Here is a 20,452-nt window from a genome sequence, read left to right as displayed (position 1 = left end):
CCGTTTTCCAGCATGATTAGAACTAAATCCTTCAATACTCTGCTCTCTCTGCTAATTGCTTGTAGCGGAGGTTGCTTATTGGCTGCAGATTGGTCCCATTTTCGTGGTCCAATGTCGTCCAGTCATTCGGCTACATCCGATCCGCCGATCGAGTTTTCGTCTGAGAAGGATCAGAATATAGCGTGGAAGATTGCTATGCCCGGACGTTCCGCAGCTGGACCGTTAGTAGTGGGCGACACCATAATCGCGACCTCCAGCAGTGGGATGGATAACCAGCGGGTCTTTGTTACCGCAGTTGCGCTTGAGTCTGGTAAGCGGTTGTGGCAACAGGAGATGGTTTGCCGCGGAAGACCTTACACACATCCGACCAGCACCAATGCGGCACCGACAGCGGCTAGCGACGGAGAGCACGTTTTTGCCTTTTACAGCTCAAACGATCTTCTATGTATTAGCGTGCAAGGTGACTTGAAGTGGTATCGTTCCATATCCAGTGACTATCCAAAAGTCGGCAATGACGTCGGAATGAGCAGTTCACCTGTGGTGGTCAGTGGGGTGGTCGTTGTTCAAGCTGAATCGCAGGGCGATGCATTTTTGCTTGGAATCAATGTAGAAGACGGGACGACTCGGTGGCGAGTTGACCGGCCACGCGTCGCGAATTGGGCGAGTCCTACAGTGATGCAGGCGGACTCGGACCACCCCTGGATTTTGGCGACGTCTGGGCAAGATATTATCGGCGTCGACCCGAAGACGGGAAAAAAATTGTTCTCGCTGGATGCGTCCGCTTCTACAATTGCGTCGCCCACTGGCGATGCTAACCGATTCTACGTTGGGACGGAGGGCCTGAGTTGTTGGCAAGTTGGCAGTCCTGGGACGGAACCGCAAAAGTTATGGGCGAGTCGCAAGCTTGCCCCTGATAACGCATCACCGGTCATCGTTGGTGAGAAGGCGTGGGTAGTTCGCGGATCGGTCCTTACACAGGGTAGTACTGCAGATGGTTCTGAAGATTGGAAGCTTCGCCTGCCAGATGCCGGCGCAATCTGGGCAACTCCAGTGGTAAGCGGTGATCGATTGTACGTCCTCTCCGATAATGGAAATTGTTATGTCGTAAAAGTCGGGGACGAGAAAGGCGAATTACTTGCAACTAATCATATCGACGACACCCTGCTAGGAAGTCCAGCGCTTACCGACGACTCTCTCATTATTCGGGGAGATCGTTTTCTTTGGAAAATTTCCAAGCCTGAATAAGTCAGTTTTTTAATTTGAATGTCCAGAGCTTGCAACTGTTGTTTGCAAGCCAGGAAATTCAAAAAAGCCGGTGCGTTCCCGATCCAAAAATGTCGCTTAGATAGTCGAACGCAAGCTCATAAATCCTAGGATGATTGCTGGCACGCGGCCCGGCGATATTCAGGACGCGAGGTTGATGGGTGTCGAGCCACAATCGCACTTTCTTGTTGGGCCGTGGGCCAAACAGTCGTACTTTCATGCAAGGCTTGCCAAGACGGTCGGCATGTCGAGCCGTAAGGAGCGTCCCACCTTCCAGTCGTCGACCATATAAAATCAAGGTCGCGTCGGAGTCCTCAATGTTCTTACGCGTGCGATCGGCATAGTTGGGGCTGTCTAGTTCCACCAACTGGTAGACATCGGGTATTCGGCCATCTTCGGCAGTTCTACCCAGGGGGCACCATCCTCCGTGCGGAATCTCGGCGGCAATTGCCCAATCCAAAGCCGCGCGGTCAACGCCGCTCTGACCGCCGGAAACAATCTTCGAAGGTGTAAACTGGCCGCTCACGCAATACTGTTCGTTAGGCAATGTGATGTCGAAAACCGGTGTGTTATTCCATGTCAAAGCAAAGTCCGCGCGAGTTCCATTGCGGACCGGGTTGGGATTGGAACACTAGGCTTTCGCGAGTTGTAGGATGCTGCATTGTAAAACGCCAGCAATGCAAAGCGATACCACCGCCAAACTTCGTCTGCGAACCATATTTCTGGTCGCCTAAGATCGGCGATCCAATTGCAGCGAGCTGGGCTCGTATCTGGTGCTTCCGCCCCGTGTGCAGTTGTACCAACAAAGCTGCTTCTGCAGAGCTTTGACTGAGTGTTTGGTATTCCATCAAGGCGACTTGCGAATGGGGCTTGGGTGTCGAGAACGCAACGCTTAGACGAGCAGGTTCATCGCGGACCAAGAAATGTTCAAGTCTCCGTCTAGCTACTGCGGGAGGCGGGGAGACGATTGCAAGGTATTCCTTGCTGACCTTCCGTTCGCGAATTTGCTCATTCATCCTGGCGGCGGCTTTGCTAGTCCGCGCCAGTGGCACAACTCCTGAAACGAATCGGTCAAGTCGACTGACGCAGCCCAAGTAGACGTTCCCCGGTTTCTGGTATTTCTCTTTGAGGTACCCTTTGCCCCATTCCAAAAGCGAAGCGTCTCCTTCACCAGCGCCTTGCACAATCCAGTTTACAGGTTTTGTGAGTACCAACAAATGGTTGTCTTCGAAAAGGATGGTTGGTTCTGCGCTCACGGTGCAGCATCGCTTTCTGTAGTGGCTTCAACGTTATAAAAGTGTGCAAGCTGATTCAGTATTTCAGCACTGAGGGTATTGCTCGTTGCACTAAGTGTTACGTTGCGTTCTTGGGCCACCAAGTCATCGACACTCGCATCCGTCGCAGTTGATTCCAGTTGCATGTTAAGGCAGTCTTCTGGCATAGCGCTTGCGAATTTGTTCGCCCACTCGATCAAGCAAACGGATTCGCCATGAACAAGATCGACAAAGCCGAGGCCATCAAGCTCCGCTTCCTTCTCAAGCCGATAGAGATCCATGTGAAGAATCGGAAGTCGAGCGTAATATTCGTGAACCAGTACGAACGTCGGACTCGTTACCGAGCTTGCATCTCCGCCCATCGCCGCTACGAAGAATTTCGTAAACTGCGTTTTGCCTGCGCCGAGAGTGCCTAGCAAAGCGATGCACACTGGTTCATGGATACATCCGGCTATTCGTTCAGCAAGCACTTTACAATCAGCCAGTGAATGCAATCTTAGCTTTAATGTATTCAAGCCTTTATCCATTTTTAGTGCTGGTAGCCAGTCGCTGGCAGTTGTTGGATCTTACCGTTACTAGCCTTCGACCACAGGCCCGTTCGCGATACCACTTTGCCAATAACCGTCAGCGGTACATTACAGATTTCGGCCGGCAATTTTGCAACTTCCGCCGCGGGAACTGTGAAAAGTAGTTCGAAATCTTCGCCGTCACCCATCGCGTGTTGGATTGGAGTTTTATTGCTGGTAACAGCCAAGTCGAATGCTGCTTTGGCAATTGGGACCTTATCGAGTGTAAGTTCCGCTCCACATCGACTTGCGGAGCAGATATTCAACAAATCGTTGCCAAGTCCATCGCTGATGTCGCATGCGGAAGTAACTTGCACCACCCTGCGGAGTTCGGTTACGAGGGCAAGTCGCGGTTCGAAGCTGAGATGCTTGCCAAGTATACTGCCGCCAAGCTCGCCAGTGACAACGATTGCATCCCCAGTTTTCGCTCCGTCACGTCGCCAAGCCATCCCGCTTGCGACGCGACCGGTTGCCGTAGCATGAACGACTAGTGGACCGTCCCAAGTGTTCGTGTCTCCTCCGGCAATAGCGACGTCGAACTGTTTAGCGACTTCCAGTGCACCAAGATAGAGTTCTTGAGCGATGGAGGTCGCTTTTTCGCGAGGTAGGCAGAACGAAAGGAAAAGCGCTTCGGCAGTAGCCCCCATAGCAGCGATATCACTTAAGTTGACCGCAGCAGCTTTTCTTCCGACGGCATGCCAACCGCATGCGCTTGAAATAAAATGCGTTCCTTCACAAAGCGAATCGCACGTTACAACAACCGATTGATCGCTACCTGATAAAATTGCAGCGTCGTCGCCGATACCCAGTTCTACATTGGGGAGTTTTGCGCTTTGCAAAGCCGCCCAGCCGATAAAGCTCCGTTCCATTACTTGTTCCTGTTGGTTTTGCTCGTGAGCAGCACGATTCGACTTCCGCACACTGCTCAGTAAAGAGCGATAGGTTAGCAGTTTGAAGCGATATCACTAGTGAAGCTAACCTGTGCTCCAGAATGTTGTGGCTTGACGATATCCACTTTGCAATCGGGAAGTCCCGCTTGATGCAGAGCTGCAGAAATTTTAGTCGCTTCGCAAAGTGTCATGTCGGACCGATCGGTGATAGCCCACATCGTCGGTCCCCAGCTGGACTGGCCGATTGCTTTAAAACCCAATTGCTGCATTTTATGACGGAATCGTGCTGCGGTCTGTTGATTCGTTTGTGGTTCACCAGGGATATTGAACAATTCACCAGCGAGTGCATTATAATCTGCGATCGCATGAGCAAAGGCTTGGAAGTTCTGAGTGGTTAAGCTGTGCGTTATGGTATCGTAGGCTAGCTTGCTCATTCGCTCAGGGATGTTCGAGTGATGCTTTTCTGCGCGGTCAAAAGTTGCTTGCTCGCTCGTTCCGCTGAGCCCCTGGTGTTCATCGCACTTAAAAAGAAGTACTGACCATGACGGGGGAAAGTTCAAGCGGATCGTTGGTCGGGATATGTTATGCGAGGCTTCCTCGGCCGTCGTCTGAGTGCTAGGTGCCGTGAAAATAGGTTGGCCAGGATCTAGAATCCACCCGCCATGCAAAAAACCTGAGATACCTATATGCGAGCGTTTTCCACGGCCTGCTGCTTTCGACAAGGCTGCTTGCGCATCGACACTCTGACCGCACAGCTTTTTCCATACATCCAAGGCCGACATTTGCGCTGGCGTTGAAGCCGATTCCGCTTTCTGCCAACAATACGCTGCAATGGCTGTCGCTGTCGAGCATGCAAGTTGAGTTCCGGTGCCCAAACCGGTGTGCAGTTGCGGTGTTGCCTCGATTTTTAAGCAAACAGGCGGTAGTTCGCTCAGGTTAAGTGAGGATGACGTAGTTTCTGCTGCGCTGCGAACGCGATCGGCAACGGCCGTTTCGTCGGCCTGGACGCTGAAGGTATCTGCTGCGGATAGCGAGATGACCAGAGACGGTTGCTCGAGCATTAGACCCAAGCCGCTAAAGCAATTGGCTTTAGTGCGGTCGATTTGCATCAATCCGAAGTGGATTCGCGGGGACGCTGTGACACGCAGGAGCATCTATCGAATCGTCAAAGTGGGGGCGAGGAAGGAAACTGCGAAATCTAACTCTTGTGCCGCAATGTATCCAGGCGTTGATGCATAAAATCTTTCAACTGCTGCAGTGCGGAGGCCTCTTGCTCCCCGCCAGTTTTGTCGACCATTAGTTTGGCACATTCCATTTGTTCCAGTATTGTTTTTTCAGCAAGTAGGTCGATTCTAGTGGCCGAAATCGCAAGTTCTAGGATGGCATGTTTGGCTCGGTTCCAGCCAAAGAAACGCCGCAGTTCCTGGTGTTTAGTCACGCGGCCAGACACGCTGCTCCGCGGTTGACAAACTTCCCAGTCGTGTAGCGAAAGCGCGTAAAAACTGCAGGCGTCACTAATAATATAGCCACAATCGGGAGCAAATATTACAGGAATGTCGCCCGTTCGACCGGTGACACTGGCCACGAGCAGGCCAACGTCGTCCGAAGTATGAACCACGCAACGGTTCGCTCGTCTGAGATTCGCAAACGTTTTCGAAGTATTAAACGGCTTCAACGTCCAATTTGTAAGCGAGGCGTTCACATGCGGTCCGATCGCAGAGAGATGTTGGCTTCCATCTTCGTTTTCGGTGGTAATAATCGCTTCGAGGATCATTGGAATTCAGACCAGTTCTGTTTTACATCGGCCCCTGGACCTGGAGCAACGGTAGAGCTCGCGAGCCCTGCGTGCTTCAGAAAATTGGCCAACATTCGATAACCGTATTCTGTTAGGACCGATTCTGGATGAAATTGAAGGCCGAAGACAGGATATTGACGATGCCTAAACGCCATGATTAAGCGATCATCGCAATTGGCTTGAATTTTGAGGGTATCGGGAAAGCTGGAGGAGCAGGCAATAAGAGAGTGATAGCGTGCCACGCTGCAAGGAGACGGGATACCTTCAAAAATGCCTTGTTGGTCGTGGCGGATGGAGCTTGCGCGACCGTGCATAGGCACCGTGCTACGAATTATCGTGGCCCCGAAGGCCTGTGCGATGCACTGATGTCCCAGGCAAACTCCTAAAATAGGAGTCCGACGATGCATGCGGCGGACTACTTCTAAAGAACAACCTGCTTGGTCGGGCGATTTTGGACCAGGGGAAATGACAATTGCGTCAAATTCCGTTCTCTCAATGGTGTCGACTCCAATCGCATCGCTGCGAACGACCAGCGTTTCGTGCCCCAGTTGCTGAAGATAACGGTCAAGATTAAATACAAAACTGTCGTAATTGTCGAGCAAGAGGATCATAGTAAATTAAGGTGTAATGGTCCCGATTTGCTCCATAAGCGTCGGCTGACGGGGGGAAGGGTTGCGAAGATCGAAATGCTGAGATGCCTATTTAACGAATTTTGATCGAGTCGAAGTACGATTATGAGGGTTTCTATTAGCAGTCGAAGCGACCGGGCGGGCCGCGGGACTAAATTTTATGGGTTTGTTGCGATTTTTGAGTCAATTTAGCGGACAAATGCGCCTCTATATTCGTTCCGTAGCCAGTTCATTACCAGCATGAGAATTAGAATTCTTGGATCCTAGGCGAGCGGATCCAGAAATCCTGAAGGTTCGACCAGCATGAGCTCCAAAAAAATCGAAACCTTCGACCTACAGTACACACAAATCTTTGATTCAATCGACCACTTCGATGAAGATCTTTGTGATACCAAGCCCCTGTGGGAATGCAATCCGAACGCGGCCAACGATTCCCAATTTGAAGTTGGGTCCGTAGACAAACACTCTTTGGATGGCCAAATGCCCGACATGATCGGGCGATACCATATCAATTGTAAAATCGGTAGCGGCGGATTCGGTACGGTTTACCGCGGCTATGACCCTCTGCTGAAACGAGATGTGGCAATCAAGATCGCGCATCAACGCAGCGACGCATCATTTTCGATGCGAAGCCGACTGCTAAAAGAGGGACGAGCGGCAGCCAGACTAGGGCATCCGAATATAGTTCCAGTCTACGAGACGGGGCAGGACGGACCGCACCTCTACTTGGTGAGCGAGTATTGCCCCGGTCAAACCTTGGGACGTTGGCTGACTGCTCGCAATACGATCGTCGAGCCGAACTTGGCCGTTGCGATTGTTAGGCAATTGGCGGAGGCGTTGCTACATGCTCATCAGCGTCGACTGCTGCATCGAGATGTCAAACCGAACAACATCATCTTGATGAATATGAAGGATTCGACGGGTGTATTACCGTTTGTGCCCCGGCTGACTGACTTTGGCCTGGTGCGTGAAATGGACGAAGTCGAAGATGATGGGGATGCGATCGTTGGAACTCTGGAGTATATGGCTCCAGAACAAATGGACATAACGCTGGGCGAAGTCACTGAATCGAGCGACTTGTACTCGTTGGGGACTATTCTCTTCCGCATGCTGACGCTTCAGTTTCCCTTTGGCGTTCGTGACAAGCAGCGGATAATTGAATACAAGGCCTATCACAATTGCTTTTCGCCACGAAAGTACGTGCCGCAGATTGATAGAGATCTGGAGGCTATTTGCGTCAAGCTTCTCGACCGTTGCCCTGCCAGGCGTTATCAGTCTGCTCGAGATTTGATCTTTGATCTGTCACAGTGGCAACATGGATTGCCAGTAACTGCTCGTAAGAGAGGGCCGGTAGAGCGGGCCTATCGATTGGTTGCTGCGACACCAATTATATCGGGCCTAGTGTGCGCGATACTGTTCATACTTATGGCGAGTACTGTCTTCCTCGCGGCTATGAATAATCAGATTCGTGACAAAAGCCACGCACTTGCCGATGCATTGAAGAATAATGATGCACAGCGTCAAAATGCCGAGACGCTGGCCAAGGCGAACGAAATCATGGCGGTAGAGGCCAGGAAGCAGCGAGACGAGGCACTCGCGAGCAACCGCTTGGCAGTCCAGCATGCGTTTTTGTCAGATTTTCGCGAAGCACTTGGGCATTGGCAAAAACTGCGACCCAGGATTGCTCAACAAAAGCTTGCTTCTGTGGCAATGTATGACGACGGAACTTACCTCGATCGGTCCGATGTGCGTCTGTTAGGATCTGCTGCGACGGCCGGAATTAGTCAATTGTTCGCTGGGAAGAACAACTTTCGTGCTATGGCTATCGATCGGTCGAACAATACGATTGCTGCGGGGACACAACGCGGCGAGATCACCGTTTGGCCATTTTCGAATCCTGAGGACGCCACATGGTATACGCTTGGAGGCAACGAGTATGAAGTTACGTCGATCGCAATATTGAGCGCATATGACCTGATAGCCTTGGGGGTTTTTGATCGAAAATCGAGAACATACTTTATCGAAGTTCGAGAAATTTCAACTTGGAAACAGATCGGCAAACTGACGGGAATTGCAGAGCCAGTCTCGCGAACGCTGATCGCAAGTGACGGCCAGCACGTTGCATATGGGGCGGGAGCGGAGATCGGAATAATTGGCATAGGCTCGGACAATTTCTCCGTCAAGCGAAGGATGACCGTGAAGACGACTGATTTTGCTCTCAGTCAAGCAAACACTCGCGACACGTTTTTGGTCGACACGGGGACTGGCGGGATTACGGCAGTTCGGTGGAGCGACGGTGAATCGGTGACGCAAACTAGCACACACTCCGACCCACAACAGTACGCTGTATCGGAGGACGGGCAGTGGCTTGCGTATATCATACCGCACGAATCTAGCGTCTACTTGCAGCGCGTTGGCAATGCATCGGAATCGATAGTGCCACTAGATTTGTTAAATGCACCCGCCTGCTCTGTCGCCTTCGGACCGGACGCGGATCGTCTGTGTTGTGGGTTAATCGACGGTTCTGTCGCCGTCTACGATATCCGGTCGTTGCGGACGTCTTCTTCTGGCGAATGGACGGGAGTTGCACCAACCTTTTCGCGAATTTTGCGAGCGACTGCCGTCGATGATACGAGTATACATACCATTGTTATGCCTACCTCAGATTCCGTTGTAAGTCTGAGTGAAGGCGGGCGTATATTATGTACCGAACTGCATTCGCAGAGCATTGGGTTGTCTATACAGGAAGTCGAAAAAGGGCCTTATCTTGTCCGTACTTTGGATTGCTTTGGCAAGTGTCCTGGAGAACTAACCCGTAGCGAATTGTTGTATTCTCATGCGTCGTTTGACCTAATTGGTCGGCTGACCCCTAAGACCGAGCTCTTGCTTTATACTCCGGGCGCATCGACTGTGTTGGGGCTATCGAAAAAAATCGGCGGAGAACCGTTGATTGTTCCCGTCAATCCCGAGCTACCGCGCGAAACAGACTGCAGTTCATTTGCGTACTCCATGTTTCTTGATGCTCTGGCGATCGGAACAACCGATGGACGCGTGCTTTTGAGCAAACCGGCAGAAGGCTTCCAGGAGCTTCCATTTGATGACGAATTCGACTCTGGCGGGATGATCAATTGTGTCCAGTTTTCAAGCGACGGACGCTTTCTCGCTGCGGGAGCCGACTCGAATTTTGTATGGATTTGGTCGCTTGAGAATCCAAAGATCCAACTGCCTGTTTGTTTCGAGACGCCAGGTGAACCTTTCGACTTGCAGTTTGACCGCACTGGTCAAGTTGTCGTTATTTGCGGAGATTTTGGACAGCTGTTCGCGCTTGATACGCAGACCGGAAAAATTTTAGAGCAGCGAACGACTGGTCAATCAGCTCGCAGTAGTTGCCTTATGCAAAAAACGAACACTTTGATTACAGGACACGATGACGGACATTTGCGAGTCTATAAACTGCCTGAAATGGAGAGAATTTCTGTAAGTGGTAGTCATCGATCTGCGATTACATCGGTCGTTATCAGTCCTGACCAAAAGTCATTCTTCACTGGGGATGTCAATGGAGTGATTCAGATTTGGGATATTGCTACTTGGAGCGATCTTGGCGTGTTCCGAGACTATTCCGAACAATCGATGAGCGTTAAGAAACTTGTCTTTAGTGACGACGCGTTCTGTGCTTTACTGGGTAAGTACCCTACCTCGCCTTTTGTGACTCACTACGAGCGTTTCGCCGTATCCAAGGCCCCCCAACGCTAGTATTGGCGGGTTCCGATGTACCGACGGTTGACGACGGGGGGATTGGGTTTGCCTGCAAACTCAATCTCGCGTAGCTGCGTTCGCCAGAACGCGGTTGAATTATGGTGCGATTCCTGAAACGAAGGAGCTATCTGAACTCGCTTCGATTCCTGAAAACGGGTGCCACTGCTGGCTTGCCCAGCAGTGCCGCGGCCGCGGGGTGCGTTTCCGGTTACGCAACCGGCCTCCTGGCCAAGCCAGCTACGATGCGCTTGCCCTCTCCAGCGTAGCTGCGTTCGCCAGAACGCGGTTGAAGCTCGGTGCGATTCCTGAAACGATGGAGCTATCTGAACTCGCTTCGATTCCTGAAAACGGTGTGCCACTGCTGGCTTGTCCAGCAGTGCCGCGGCCGCGGGGTGCGTTTCCGGTTGTGCAACCGGCTTCTAGGCGAAGCCAGCTTCGATGCGCTTGTTCTCTTTCCGATAACAGCACATGCAGTAGCAGTCAGAGGGCGATTGGTTGCTAGAAACAGAAAACAGAGCAGCGGATGCTTGGGCGACAAGAAAGCCAAGTAAACGCTGGAAATCGCACAGATTTGCCAATGAATTCAAAGGGCAAAAGAGAAAAAGGCGCCGATGGGAGTCGAACCCATGATGGCGGATTTGCAATCCGCTGCCTTAGCCACTTGGCTACGGCGCCCTTTCATGGAATGGCGTTGCAAATTATCTAACCTGCAATGTCGCCTATCCTTGAAGCGTTGGTTTTTAATGATTCCAGCCACGTAAGTCAAGCTCAAGCGTTCCGTCGCTGCCATTTGAAGCGCACATTGCGATTTTCCCACCAATTTCGCGTGGCGGCGTGCGTCGCCGGTCATGGAAATGTGCTGCTTTTGGCGGATTGCGATATTTCTCGTGCGAGTTAGAATCCAACTCAAATTTCAATGAAGCGAAGTCTAGCGGCCTCGGAGCGCTTAAACGCCCTACAAACGTCTTCATCTTTGCTCAGTCCCTCTTTTTTATAGTCTATCACGATGAGTAAGCAGTGCGATTTTGGTCTGATTGGTTTAGCTGTCATGGGTGAGAATCTCGCTCTGAATGTGGAGAGCCGCGGCTACAACGTTGCTGTCTTCAATCGTACGACAGATAAGGTTGACGCACTGATAAATGGACGCGCCAAGGGTAAAAACTTTTTTGGCGCCCATACCATTGAGGAATTCGTTGGTTCGCTAAAACGTCCGCGTTTGGTGATGATGTTGGTGAAAGCAGGTTCGGCAGTGGACGATTTGATCGAACAACTACTGCCACACCTTGAACCGGGTGACATTATCGTTGACGGTGGTAACACACATTTTGCCGACACGGAACGCCGTACCAAGTATGTAGAAAGCAAGGGAGTGCAGTTTGTCGGGAGCGGCGTCTCCGGTGGCGAAGAGGGGGCGTTGAAAGGCCCTAGTCTAATGCCAGGTGGCTCTGCCTCCGCATGGCCAACGATTAAGCCAATCTTTCAGTCGATCGCTGCCAAGGTCGGGCCAAAGAACGACATTCCTTGTTGTGAATGGGTTGGGCCCCGTGGCGCCGGTCACTACGTAAAGATGGTTCACAACGGAATCGAGTATGGCGATATGCAGTTGATCTGCGAAGCGTACCATCTGCTCAAGGAAGCGGGTGGTCTGGACAACGCAGAGCTTTACGACGTCTTTAAGGAATGGAACAAAGGCGATCTGCAGAGCTATTTGATTGAGATCACCCGCGATATTTTTAGTGCAAAGGACGATCAAGGCAAAGAAGGATACTTGGTCGACAAGATCGTTGACGTTGCCGGTGCCAAGGGGACAGGAAAATGGATGAGCCAACTGGCTCTTGATCTTGGCGTACCAAGCACTCTCGTGACCGCTGCAGTATTCGCTCGCAGTCTATCAGCGATTAAAGAAGCGCGAACTCGAGCATCAAAAATTCTGGCTGCCCCAGATACTGCGGCACTCGGTGCGATCGACAAGTCGATTCGGGACATGGTCGGCGACAAGAAGAATTTTGTTGAAGCCGTTCGGCAAGCGCTGTACGCATCCAAAATTTGCTCGTATGCACAAGGCTTCGTTCAATTGCAGGAAGCCAGTCGTGAGTATGACTGGAACTTGAATTACGGAGACTGTGCGTTGTTGTGGCGTGGCGGTTGCATTATCCGCGCACAGTTCTTGGATCGCATCAAGGAAGCGTTTGACGAACAACCCAATCTCGAGAACTTGTTGCTTTATCCGTTCTTTCAACAAGCGATTGAGAACGCTCAATCCGCTTGGCGGTCGGTTGTGATGGCAGCGACCCATCTCGGCATTCCCGCTCCTGCGTTTTCGACGGCACTAGCTTACTACGATAGCTATCGCCTTGAGCGACTGCCCGCGAACTTACTGCAGGCTCAGCGCGATTATTTTGGTGCGCACACCTATCAACGACTTGATATGCCCGGCACATTCCATAGCGAATGGCTGGACTTGAGAAAGAAGCCTGAATAGTTCAATATTGTAAAGGCGGCATCTGTCGTACTCGGTGTGAGTGTTTTCAATAGAAATAATGGATTGACGATTTATGTCGCATACAATGGTGATTTTTGGAGCTAGCGGTGATCTGACAAGCCGCAAGCTCATTCCCGCACTATTCCGGCTGTTTCAGCGCAAGCGATTGCCAACGCCGACTCGCATCGTAGGAGTCGCACGCAGTAAATTCTCAAGCGAAACCTGGCGTGAAGAGCTTCGCGAAACCACGGCCAAGTTCGCTAAGAAAGAATTCAACGAGGAATGTTGGACTGAATTTGCAAAGAACATCTACTATCACCCGGGTGATATTTCCGTCAAAGAAGATTTTGATGAGTTGGGCCGATTTTTAAATGAAGTTGAAGGTGGTCATAAAACTGACCGCGTCTACTATTTGTCTACTATGCCCCAGTTGTATGAGCCTGCGATTGCGCAGTTGGGAGCGAGCGGGCTTGCAGATGAATCTCATGGCAAACGCCGCGCAGTAATCGAAAAACCTTTCGGTACCGATCTTGCCACGGCGCACCATTTAAACGATGCAGTACATCGCGTGTTTCGCGAAGATCAAATCTATCGCATCGATCACTACCTGGGCAAAGAGACAGTTCAGAACTTATTGGTGCTACGTTTTGGCAACACAATTTTTGAGCCGTTATGGAATCGCAACTATATCGAGCACGTACAGATCACCTGTGCGGAAGAAGTGGCCGTCGGACGTCGCGGTGACTACTACGATAAGGCTGGAATCCTACGTGACATGTTTCAGAATCACTTGTTGCAGTTGATGATGATCACTGCGATGGAGCCACCGGTGCGTTTTGATGCTGACATGGTTCGTGACGAAAAGGTGAAAGTTCTGCAGGCGGTCCGTCGGTTTAAAGGAAGTGATTTTGCCGAGTGTGGCATTCGCGGCCAATACATTGGTTATACCGCCGAAGAAGGCGTGCCTGATAACAGCCAGACGGAAACGTTTGTTGCGCTGAAGCTTCAAATCGACAACTGGCGTTGGAAAGGTGTACCGTTTTATCTACGAAGCGGAAAGGCGATGAGCTGCCGAACTACGCAGATTGTGATTCAGTTTCGCGAAGCGCCGCATGTTATGTTTGGCGAACGCAAGTCGTACACGCCAGAAGCGAATCGTCTGGTTATCCAGATCCAGCCCGCCGAAGGCCTGCAGTTGCATTTCCAGAGCAAAGTACCCGACGAGGAAATGAGGATGCGAATGAGCGAACTCGACTTCCGCTTTGACGCGCGGGGGGAAGAGATGCCAGACGCTTATCAGCGATTGCTGCAAGATGCTTTGTTGGGTGATGCCAGTCTTTTTGCTCGAAGTGACGAAGTTGAGCAAGCGTGGCAAATCATCGACCCCATTATTGGAGCTTGGCGAAGTCCCGCGGCACCGACGTTGCACCTCTACGAACCCAACTTTTGGGGGCCCGATCGCTGTACCGAGTGGATGTATGAACATGGTCGGCAGTGGTTCGATGTTTGCCCGCTGATCCAGTAATCTGGCAGAAATTGCGAACTATTCGAGCCCGAGCTCGGTTGTGTGTTGGACGAATAGGGCTCCTGTAGTAAGATCTAGGGAGCTGAATTTTCTGCGTTAGCGGCTCGCATCTAATTCGCTTGCAGCGGTAGACGGATAACTGAGATTATCGTTCGCGTTGCTACGAAATTTATACAGAAGTTTTGATGCCGCTTTGCATTCACATCGTGTGGGGCCCTGCCCTTTTGGGCCCCGCCATTACCTCCCGCCTTTTGAGAGAACCCCATGCGAAGTCTATCCTCTCTGACGCTCCTTGTTGCTGGCTGTGGCCTAATCGCTGCTGCCGTTGTCCTGCAACCCCAGCAACTGCAGCACGCCCAAGATAAATCGCCGTCTACACAAGTCAGTATTGATCAAGCGGCGCAACGCTTTCTCGCTACCCTTTCCGGTGATGCTTTATCAAAAGCAGTGCTGAGCTATGACGCTCCGCAGCGAACCGAGTGGAAGTTCATACCACTGCCAACTCGAAAAGGCCTGCCGCTGCGAGAGATGAACGACGCGCAGCGCGAAGCTGCTCATGGTTTGTTTCAGTCGATTGTTAGCTCGCTGGGGTATGAAAAAGCCACCACGATCATGTCGATGGAAGGACTGTTGCGAATCCTGGAAGGCCCGGATAGCCACGAACGCCGCGATCCGAGCAAGTATTACTTTACGGTCTACGGTCAGCCTTCCAACGAAAAGTGGGGTGTTAGCATCGAAGGTCACCATCTGTCCCTGAATTTTGTTATCGAGTCCGGCAAGGTAGTCGAATCTACGCCGCAATTTTTCGCGACCAACCCTGCAACTTTAAAAGCAGACTACTCCGACAAATTCCAGAAAGGCATGCGAGTTCTTCACAAAGAAGAGCAACTTGCATTCGACCTATTGGAGAGCTTTGATGCAGACCAAGCGGCTAAAGCTGTAGTCGCCGATGAGCCGCCAGCGGAAATCCTATCAATCGATCGTCCGCACGCGGAAATAGGAGAAGCGAAAGGAATCTCAACTTCACAGCTGACGGAAAAGCAAAATGCGTTGTTACGCAATCTGGTCACGACTTACACCGAAAGCATGTTAGACGACGTCGCTGCACACCGATGGGAAAAGATTGAATCGGATGGATGGGATAAGGTGCACTTCGCTTGGTTGGGAGCCAAACAGCCGGGAATCGGGCATTACTATGTTATCCAAGGTCCTTCCTTTCTTGTCGAGTTTGTTAACACGCAAGCGGACGCGGCTGGGAATCCCGCCAATCACATCCATTGTGTGTGGCGTGACGCTGACGGCGATTTTTATCTGCCGCGCGAATCGAAAAGCAAATAGTTTTTTCACCGCGTTCTGTTGCAATACGGAATGCAATTTTCTTTGTACATCACCGCACGGCTTGGTTCCCACGCCGTGCGATTTTATTTTGCGCCCTTAGAAGTCAAACCGCATGGTAAATACGCTCTTCCTGCCCGAGCTCCGTGAAATGCTGGCCGAAGCGAACTCGTTCGAACTGAACGAGTTTTGTACTGCGCTGCATCCAGCGCGGACTGCGGAGTTCATGGAAGGGCTGGAAGATCGCGAGCTTTGGCAAGTTTTGCAGCACGCGGAACCTAGCTTACGAGCGGAGATCTTCAGTTACTTCGAATGGGACCGGCAAGTCAGGCTGGTCAATGAGCAGAGCGAAGAGGAAGTTGCACAATTGTTTGCCTGTTTGGCGGCTGACGACGTCGTAGACTTGGTGCAGGAGATACCGGTCGATCGAGTTGATGCCATCCTGGCGTTGATGCCTTCCGCTGATCGACGCGATATCCGGAGGCTTCAGACTTACGAAGAGGGGACAGCCGGAGCACTGATGACCACAGAGGCCGCGCAGTTGCCAGAGCATCTGACAGTGCGGCAGGCGCTGGAGCAGTTGAGTCGCGAATCGGAAAGCTTCGAAACAGTTTACTACCTTTTCGTTGTCGACGAGTCGAATCATTTGCGCGGGATCGTAAGTGCGCGGGCGCTACTATCAGCGATTGGCCGACAAGATACGAAGCTGTCTGATCTAATGGAAACGGATTTGGTGTGCGTCAACGCGCAAGACGATCAGTCGGAGGTTGCGCAAAAAGTAGCGCACTACAATCTGTTGGCGATCCCGGTTGTGGATGATCATCGGCATTTGTTGGGTATTATCACGCATGACGATATTATCGACGTGATCCATGAGGAGGCGGCCGGAGACTTGCAACGCGCGGCAGCTGTCGAGCCCCTACCCGATTCGTACATGCGAACCGACGTGTTAACCTTGTCTTGGAAACGAGGAATGTGGTTGACGCTACTCTTCTTTTTTGCGTTGCTGACGGCGTTTGCATTGGATCACTACGACGAAAAACTGGCAACCTTTACGTGGCTGATCGCGTTTATTCCGTTGATCATCAGCAGTGGTGGAAACAGTGGTAGTCAATCCTCGACGCTAGTGATAACGGCCCTGGCAACAAAAGATGTAGCGCTGGACGACTGGTGGGTAATACTCAAGCGTGAAGTCGTCATGGGGTTATTGTTGGGCGGTTTTATGGCCGCGATTGGCTACATTACCGCGATTTTCATGGCTCCGTCGGCCTATGCCGCACTGGTGATTCCCATAACGATTCTTAGCGTCGTTATTGCCGGAACCAGTATCGGATCGATTCTGCCGTTGATCTTTAAACGGCTTGGACTGGATCCTGCGTTGATGAGCAATCCTTTTGTGGCGGGGATTATTGATATTCTCGGAATTCTCATTTACTTGAATGTCGCCATGCTGATTCTGGAGTAGGGAGTGCTATTTGGCCGTCTCGCAACCCCTTTTTATGTCCTGAAATAATTTTTCGGCATCGGTTTTGAAAAGATCCGCCGGGTTGAGATATACTGGTTTGGCGTGATAAGTTTGAGGTATTCAAATCGACTGGCGGTAGATTCGCTGTTCTTGCCAATACCGGCGTTATAATTGATCACGGTTCGGATGCAATTGACGGCTCAAAATCTCCTCTTCAGATAGGTACTAGCAATGACCAAGGCGATGCAAGATTACACTGGCCTGCTAATCGCACGTGGAATCATCTCGAAAGAGCAACTGCAGGAAGCGGAGAAAATGGCCAACCGCGAAGATCGCCCGGTTGGCGATTTTCTGGTCGAGCTTGGCTATGCATCGGACGAAGAAGTCACCAAAACGCTCGCGGAATTCCATCACTTTGAGTACGTCGATCTGACAGATACCAAAATCAACGATGCCGTTATTCAGTTGGTTCCTGAGTCTGTCGCCCGCGAAAACAAGATTATTCCCTTCGATGAAGAGGATGATACCATCCGCGTCCTGGTGTCCGATCCGTTCGACATCGAGACGATTGAGCGCCTGCGGTTTATTCTGAACCGTAAAGTCGACACGGCTCTGGCGTCCAAGGAGCAGATTCAAGAAGCGATCAACCGGTATTATGGTCAGACCGAAGGTGAATCGGCTGACTCGATGTTGCAAGAATTTACCGATACGCAAATCGATTTTACCGAAACGGAAGAAGACAAGCTTTCGCAGGACGAGCATTTTGACCAGGACAGTGCCCCAGTGGTACGTCTTGTACACTATATGATTCAAGAAGCTGTGCAGCTTCGGGCGTCTGATATTCACGTCGAGCCGTTTGAAGAGCGTGTCCGTATCCGTTATCGAATTGACGGCTCCTTGGTAGAGCGCGACAGTCCGCCACGCCGCTTGTTGGGGGCCATTATGTCCCGCATCAAGATCCTGGCGAAAATGGATATTGCGGAACGCCGCAGGGCTCAAGACGGTCGTATCAAGATTACTGTCGGCGAAAAAGAGCTCGATTTGCGAGTCAGCATCATCCCGACAAACCACGGCCAGTCGGCAGTTATGCGTGTATTGGATAAGGACAACATCAAAGTTGGGGTCAAGCAGCTTGGCTTAGGCGAGCGGGATTTCAAGATCTTCACTAGTTTGATCCGACGTCCAAACGGCATTCTGCTGGTGACTGGACCAACGGGTTCCGGGAAAACGACGACTCTTTATGCCGCTCTAAATGCTCTCAATCGGCCTGACCGTAAGATCATCACGGCCGAAGATCCCGTTGAGTACTACCTGCCTGGAATTAACCAAGTCGAAGTGCGTCACAACATCGGGCTCGATTTTGCTCGCATTATTCGCGCAATGCTCCGTCAAGCTCCGAACGTGATCTTGGTGGGTGAAATGCGTGATACAGAGACGGCTCAGATGGGTATCCAGGCAAGTCTTACTGGACACTTGGTTTTCAGTACTCTGCATACGAACGATGCGCCCAGTGCCGTAACTCGCATGACGGACATGGGGGTGCCCGCGTACATGGTCGCAAGTAGCGTTATTGCCGTTTTGGCGCAGCGGTTGGTTCGTAAGATTTGCACTCGTTGCAAGGTGGAATACAAGCCGACTGCCGTCCAGCTAGAAGAAGCAGGCATTCCTGAGTCGTTAGCCAAGGATGGGAAGTTTGCCCGTGGAAAGGGCTGTTCTTACTGCCAGAAGCGTGGGTATCGTGGGCGGCTTGGTATTTACGAACTGATGGTGGTGAACAACCGAATTCGCGACATGATGTTCCGCGGCGTGTCGAGTGCCGAACTGCGATCGGAAGCCATAAAGGGCGGCATGACAACGCTTTACTGCGATGGTATCCGCAAAGTCTTGGCGGGAATTACGACGATGGATGAGGTTTACAAGACTGCGAAAAGGACGGAGCAAGAAGATATTGCGATTCAAGCCTTGGTGCGGGAGTACGCGGAAGCAGCGAAAGCTTAGCTTTAGATCGTTTCTCGTAAGGGTGTGATTTCTGGCTTTCGTTCTATGGTAGTTTTGCCAGGAAGTCCGGTCGCGATAATGCCGCCATATTCGGACGCTGAGGTTGCTGGTCGCGATTTCGCTACTGATTGCGCGGAGCATCTGCAACTAAATCGATGCCGCCTCGGTTTACCAAATTTGCCTGCAAGGACGTAATCTTTGCCAATATTTGGCTATCTATAAAAAGTCAACTAGAATAGCAGCAGCACAAAGTGGTTGGAGTTAGTACTCCTGCCGCTTACCTACTCATCCTTAAACGTCTAATTGTTGCGGCTAACCAGCCGCGAGTGCTGCAGTTGGCATAAAGTTACGGAATCCTATGGCAACGGTTCTGATTGATAAGCTGTTATCTGCGGCTATCAAACAAGGTGCAAGTGATATCCACATCGTGGTTGGTCAGCCTCCCGTATTTCGGCTGCACGGCCGAATGCGCAAGCTGGATACCAAGACGCTTGAGCCGGATGATTCGGTTCAGTTGATGAAAAGTATCGCACCGGAACGCTGCCAGCGAGAGTTGCAGGAGTCAGGAAGCTCTGACTTTGGGTTTGCGTTCGGAGATTTGGCTCGTTTTCGAGTCTCGATTTTCAAGCAGCGCGGCAATATCTCGATGGTGTTGCGACAGATTCCAAATGACAAGCTGACTCCAGAGCAGTTAGGCCTGCCCGATGCTGTAGTCAAAATGGTACAGCGACCGCGTGGTTTGGTTCTGGTGACCGGACCGACTGGTTCCGGCAAAAGTACGACGCTGGCGAGCCTCGTGAACTTTTTGAACGAAACGCATGATCACCATATTATCACGATCGAAGACCCGATCGAGTTTTATCACGACCACAAGAAGTCGACGATTAATCAGCGTGAGGTTGGCGTAGACGTGCCGAGTTTCGCGGAGGCGATTCGCCGTGCGTTGCGGCAGGATCCTGATTGCATCCTGGTCGGCGAGATGCGTGACTTGGAGACGATTCAGGCGGCGATCAGTGCGGCTGAGACCGGTCACATCGTGTTCGGTACTTTGCATACCAATAGCGCTCAGGGTACGGTCAATCGAATCATCGACGCCTTCCCTGGGAACTTACAGGATCAGATTCGAACTCAGCTTAGCTCGTCGTTGTTAGGGGTCGTTGCTCAGACGCTGCTGCCGCGAATTGGCGGTGGGCGATGTGCCGCTTATGAAGTGTTGGTGGTTACGGCCGGGGTGGCCAACCTGATTCGCGAAAACAAGACGTTTCGTATTAGTTCGGCAATTCAAACCGGTGCCAAATTTGGCATGCAGTTGATGGACGATGCGTTGTTCAAGCTGTGGAAGGATGGGTCGGTCACTGTCGAGGATGTGCTTTCGAAATCGCATCGTCCTGATGATTTAGCCAAACGCATCGTCAATGCGCGACGTGGCGTTGAGGATGACGGCGAAGAGGTTGAAGACGACGAGGAGTGATTG

The 20,452-nt window shown here is 51.5% G+C and carries 16 protein-coding genes and 1 tRNA gene; 8 read left to right on the top strand and 9 right to left on the bottom strand.

The window, feature by feature from the left end; genetic code table 11:
• Window positions 1–111 precede the first annotated feature (111 nt).
• Window positions 112–1,245: an outer membrane protein assembly factor BamB family protein gene (locus tag SH451x_RS20835; RefSeq protein ID WP_479359048.1), complete on the top strand. Its 1,134-nt coding sequence runs from the start codon at window positions 112–114 to the stop codon at window positions 1,243–1,245.
• A gap of 58 nt (window positions 1,246–1,303) precedes the next feature.
• On the opposite strand, the gene SH451x_RS20830 is transcribed toward SH451x_RS20835, so the two are convergent.
• The 7 genes from SH451x_RS20830 to SH451x_RS20800 all read right to left on the bottom strand — a co-directional run bounded on the left by SH451x_RS20830 (window position 1,304) and on the right by SH451x_RS20800 (window position 6,399).
• Complete coding sequence (locus SH451x_RS20830) at window positions 1,304–1,846, bottom strand: putative molybdenum carrier protein (RefSeq protein ID WP_479359047.1); 543 nt, start codon at window positions 1,844–1,846, stop codon at window positions 1,304–1,306.
• A complete protein-coding gene (locus tag SH451x_RS20825) occupies window positions 1,833–2,519 on the bottom strand; it encodes an RluA family pseudouridine synthase (protein ID WP_479359046.1) in 687 nt (228 codons plus the stop codon). Before SH451x_RS20825 ends, SH451x_RS20830 begins: the two co-directional genes overlap by 14 nt.
• A complete protein-coding gene (tsaE, locus tag SH451x_RS20820) occupies window positions 2,516–3,052 on the bottom strand; it encodes a tRNA (adenosine(37)-N6)-threonylcarbamoyltransferase complex ATPase subunit type 1 TsaE (protein ID WP_479359045.1) in 537 nt (178 codons plus the stop codon). The genes SH451x_RS20825 and tsaE overlap by 4 nt, the downstream gene beginning before the upstream one ends.
• Window positions 3,053–3,066: 14 nt before the next feature.
• Complete coding sequence (gene thiL / locus SH451x_RS20815) at window positions 3,067–3,972, bottom strand: thiamine-phosphate kinase (protein WP_479359044.1); 906 nt, start codon at window positions 3,970–3,972, stop codon at window positions 3,067–3,069.
• A 74-nt stretch (window positions 3,973–4,046) separates the two neighbouring features.
• Entirely contained in the window at window positions 4,047–5,102 is a 1,056-nt protein-coding gene (locus tag SH451x_RS20810; RefSeq protein ID WP_479359043.1) for a hypothetical protein, read from the bottom strand.
• A gap of 89 nt (window positions 5,103–5,191) precedes the next feature.
• Window positions 5,192–5,767, bottom strand: a complete 576-nt coding sequence (locus SH451x_RS20805; RefSeq protein WP_479359042.1) for a DUF447 domain-containing protein — start codon at window positions 5,765–5,767, stop codon at window positions 5,192–5,194.
• Complete coding sequence (locus SH451x_RS20800; RefSeq protein ID WP_479359041.1) at window positions 5,764–6,399, bottom strand: anthranilate synthase component II; 636 nt, start codon at window positions 6,397–6,399, stop codon at window positions 5,764–5,766. Before SH451x_RS20800 ends, SH451x_RS20805 begins: the two co-directional genes overlap by 4 nt.
• 321 nt (window positions 6,400–6,720) lie before the next feature.
• On the opposite strand from SH451x_RS20800, the gene SH451x_RS20795 reads away from it, so the two are divergent.
• Window positions 6,721–10,170 carry a protein kinase domain-containing protein gene (locus SH451x_RS20795; protein WP_479359040.1) on the top strand — a complete coding sequence of 1,150 codons (3,450 nt, stop codon included), beginning with the start codon at window positions 6,721–6,723 and terminating at the stop codon, window positions 10,168–10,170.
• 606 nt (window positions 10,171–10,776) lie between these two features.
• Here SH451x_RS20795 and SH451x_RS20790 read toward each other — a convergent pair.
• A tRNA-Cys gene (locus tag SH451x_RS20790) sits at window positions 10,777–10,848 on the bottom strand.
• A gap of 65 nt (window positions 10,849–10,913) precedes the next feature.
• Window positions 10,914–11,144 carry a hypothetical protein gene (locus SH451x_RS20785; RefSeq protein ID WP_479359039.1) on the bottom strand — a complete coding sequence of 77 codons (231 nt, stop codon included), beginning with the start codon at window positions 11,142–11,144 and terminating at the stop codon, window positions 10,914–10,916.
• 35 nt (window positions 11,145–11,179) lie between these two features.
• Between SH451x_RS20785 and gnd the strand changes: the two genes are divergently transcribed.
• The 6 genes from gnd (at window position 11,180) to SH451x_RS20755 (ending at window position 20,449) form a co-directional block, all read left to right on the top strand.
• Window positions 11,180–12,655: a decarboxylating NADP(+)-dependent phosphogluconate dehydrogenase gene (gnd, locus tag SH451x_RS20780; protein ID WP_479359038.1), complete on the top strand. Its 1,476-nt coding sequence runs from the start codon at window positions 11,180–11,182 to the stop codon at window positions 12,653–12,655.
• 73 nt (window positions 12,656–12,728) lie between these two features.
• Window positions 12,729–14,180: a glucose-6-phosphate dehydrogenase gene (zwf, locus tag SH451x_RS20775; protein WP_479359037.1), complete on the top strand. Its 1,452-nt coding sequence runs from the start codon at window positions 12,729–12,731 to the stop codon at window positions 14,178–14,180.
• A gap of 264 nt (window positions 14,181–14,444) precedes the next feature.
• On the top strand, window positions 14,445–15,518 hold the full coding sequence (locus SH451x_RS20770; protein ID WP_479359036.1) for a DUF3500 domain-containing protein: 1,074 nt from the start codon (window positions 14,445–14,447) through the stop codon (window positions 15,516–15,518).
• Between the two features lie 112 nt (window positions 15,519–15,630).
• A complete protein-coding gene (mgtE, locus tag SH451x_RS20765) occupies window positions 15,631–16,980 on the top strand; it encodes a magnesium transporter (RefSeq protein ID WP_479359035.1) in 1,350 nt (449 codons plus the stop codon).
• A gap of 231 nt (window positions 16,981–17,211) precedes the next feature.
• On the top strand, window positions 17,212–18,978 hold the full coding sequence (locus tag SH451x_RS20760; protein ID WP_479359034.1) for a GspE/PulE family protein: 1,767 nt from the start codon (window positions 17,212–17,214) through the stop codon (window positions 18,976–18,978).
• A 358-nt stretch (window positions 18,979–19,336) separates the two neighbouring features.
• A complete protein-coding gene (locus SH451x_RS20755; protein WP_479359033.1) occupies window positions 19,337–20,449 on the top strand; it encodes a type IV pilus twitching motility protein PilT in 1,113 nt (370 codons plus the stop codon).
• The last annotated feature ends 3 nt before the right edge of the window (window positions 20,450–20,452 follow it).

Source organism: Njordella aestuarii (assembly GCF_056494165.1).
Note: the sequence above shows the minus strand (reverse complement) of the source record. Positions and strands in the feature narration are given on the sequence as shown.

Excerpts from the sequence above, each read along its gene's own strand:
- SH451x_RS20835 (WP_479359048.1), top strand. The coding sequence starts at position 112 with ATGTCGTCCAGTCATTCGGCTACATCCGATCCGCCGATCGAGTTTTCG.
- SH451x_RS20805 (WP_479359042.1), bottom strand. The coding sequence starts at position 5,767 with ATGATCCTCGAAGCGATTATTACCACCGAAAACGAAGATGGAAGCCAA.
- zwf (WP_479359037.1), top strand. The coding sequence starts at position 12,729 with ATGTCGCATACAATGGTGATTTTTGGAGCTAGCGGTGATCTGACAAGC.
- SH451x_RS20760 (WP_479359034.1), top strand. The coding sequence starts at position 17,212 with ATGACCAAGGCGATGCAAGATTACACTGGCCTGCTAATCGCACGTGGA.
- SH451x_RS20810 (WP_479359043.1), bottom strand. The coding sequence starts at position 5,102 with ATGCAAATCGACCGCACTAAAGCCAATTGCTTTAGCGGCTTGGGTCTA.
- SH451x_RS20785 (WP_479359039.1), bottom strand. The coding sequence starts at position 11,144 with ATGAAGACGTTTGTAGGGCGTTTAAGCGCTCCGAGGCCGCTAGACTTC.
- SH451x_RS20800 (WP_479359041.1), bottom strand. The coding sequence starts at position 6,399 with ATGATCCTCTTGCTCGACAATTACGACAGTTTTGTATTTAATCTTGAC.
- SH451x_RS20795 (WP_479359040.1), top strand. The coding sequence starts at position 6,721 with ATGAGCTCCAAAAAAATCGAAACCTTCGACCTACAGTACACACAAATC.
- mgtE (WP_479359035.1), top strand. The coding sequence starts at position 15,631 with ATGGTAAATACGCTCTTCCTGCCCGAGCTCCGTGAAATGCTGGCCGAA.
- SH451x_RS20755 (WP_479359033.1), top strand. The coding sequence starts at position 19,337 with ATGGCAACGGTTCTGATTGATAAGCTGTTATCTGCGGCTATCAAACAA.
- thiL (WP_479359044.1), bottom strand. The coding sequence starts at position 3,972 with ATGGAACGGAGCTTTATCGGCTGGGCGGCTTTGCAAAGCGCAAAACTC.
- gnd (WP_479359038.1), top strand. The coding sequence starts at position 11,180 with ATGAGTAAGCAGTGCGATTTTGGTCTGATTGGTTTAGCTGTCATGGGT.
- SH451x_RS20770 (WP_479359036.1), top strand. The coding sequence starts at position 14,445 with ATGCGAAGTCTATCCTCTCTGACGCTCCTTGTTGCTGGCTGTGGCCTA.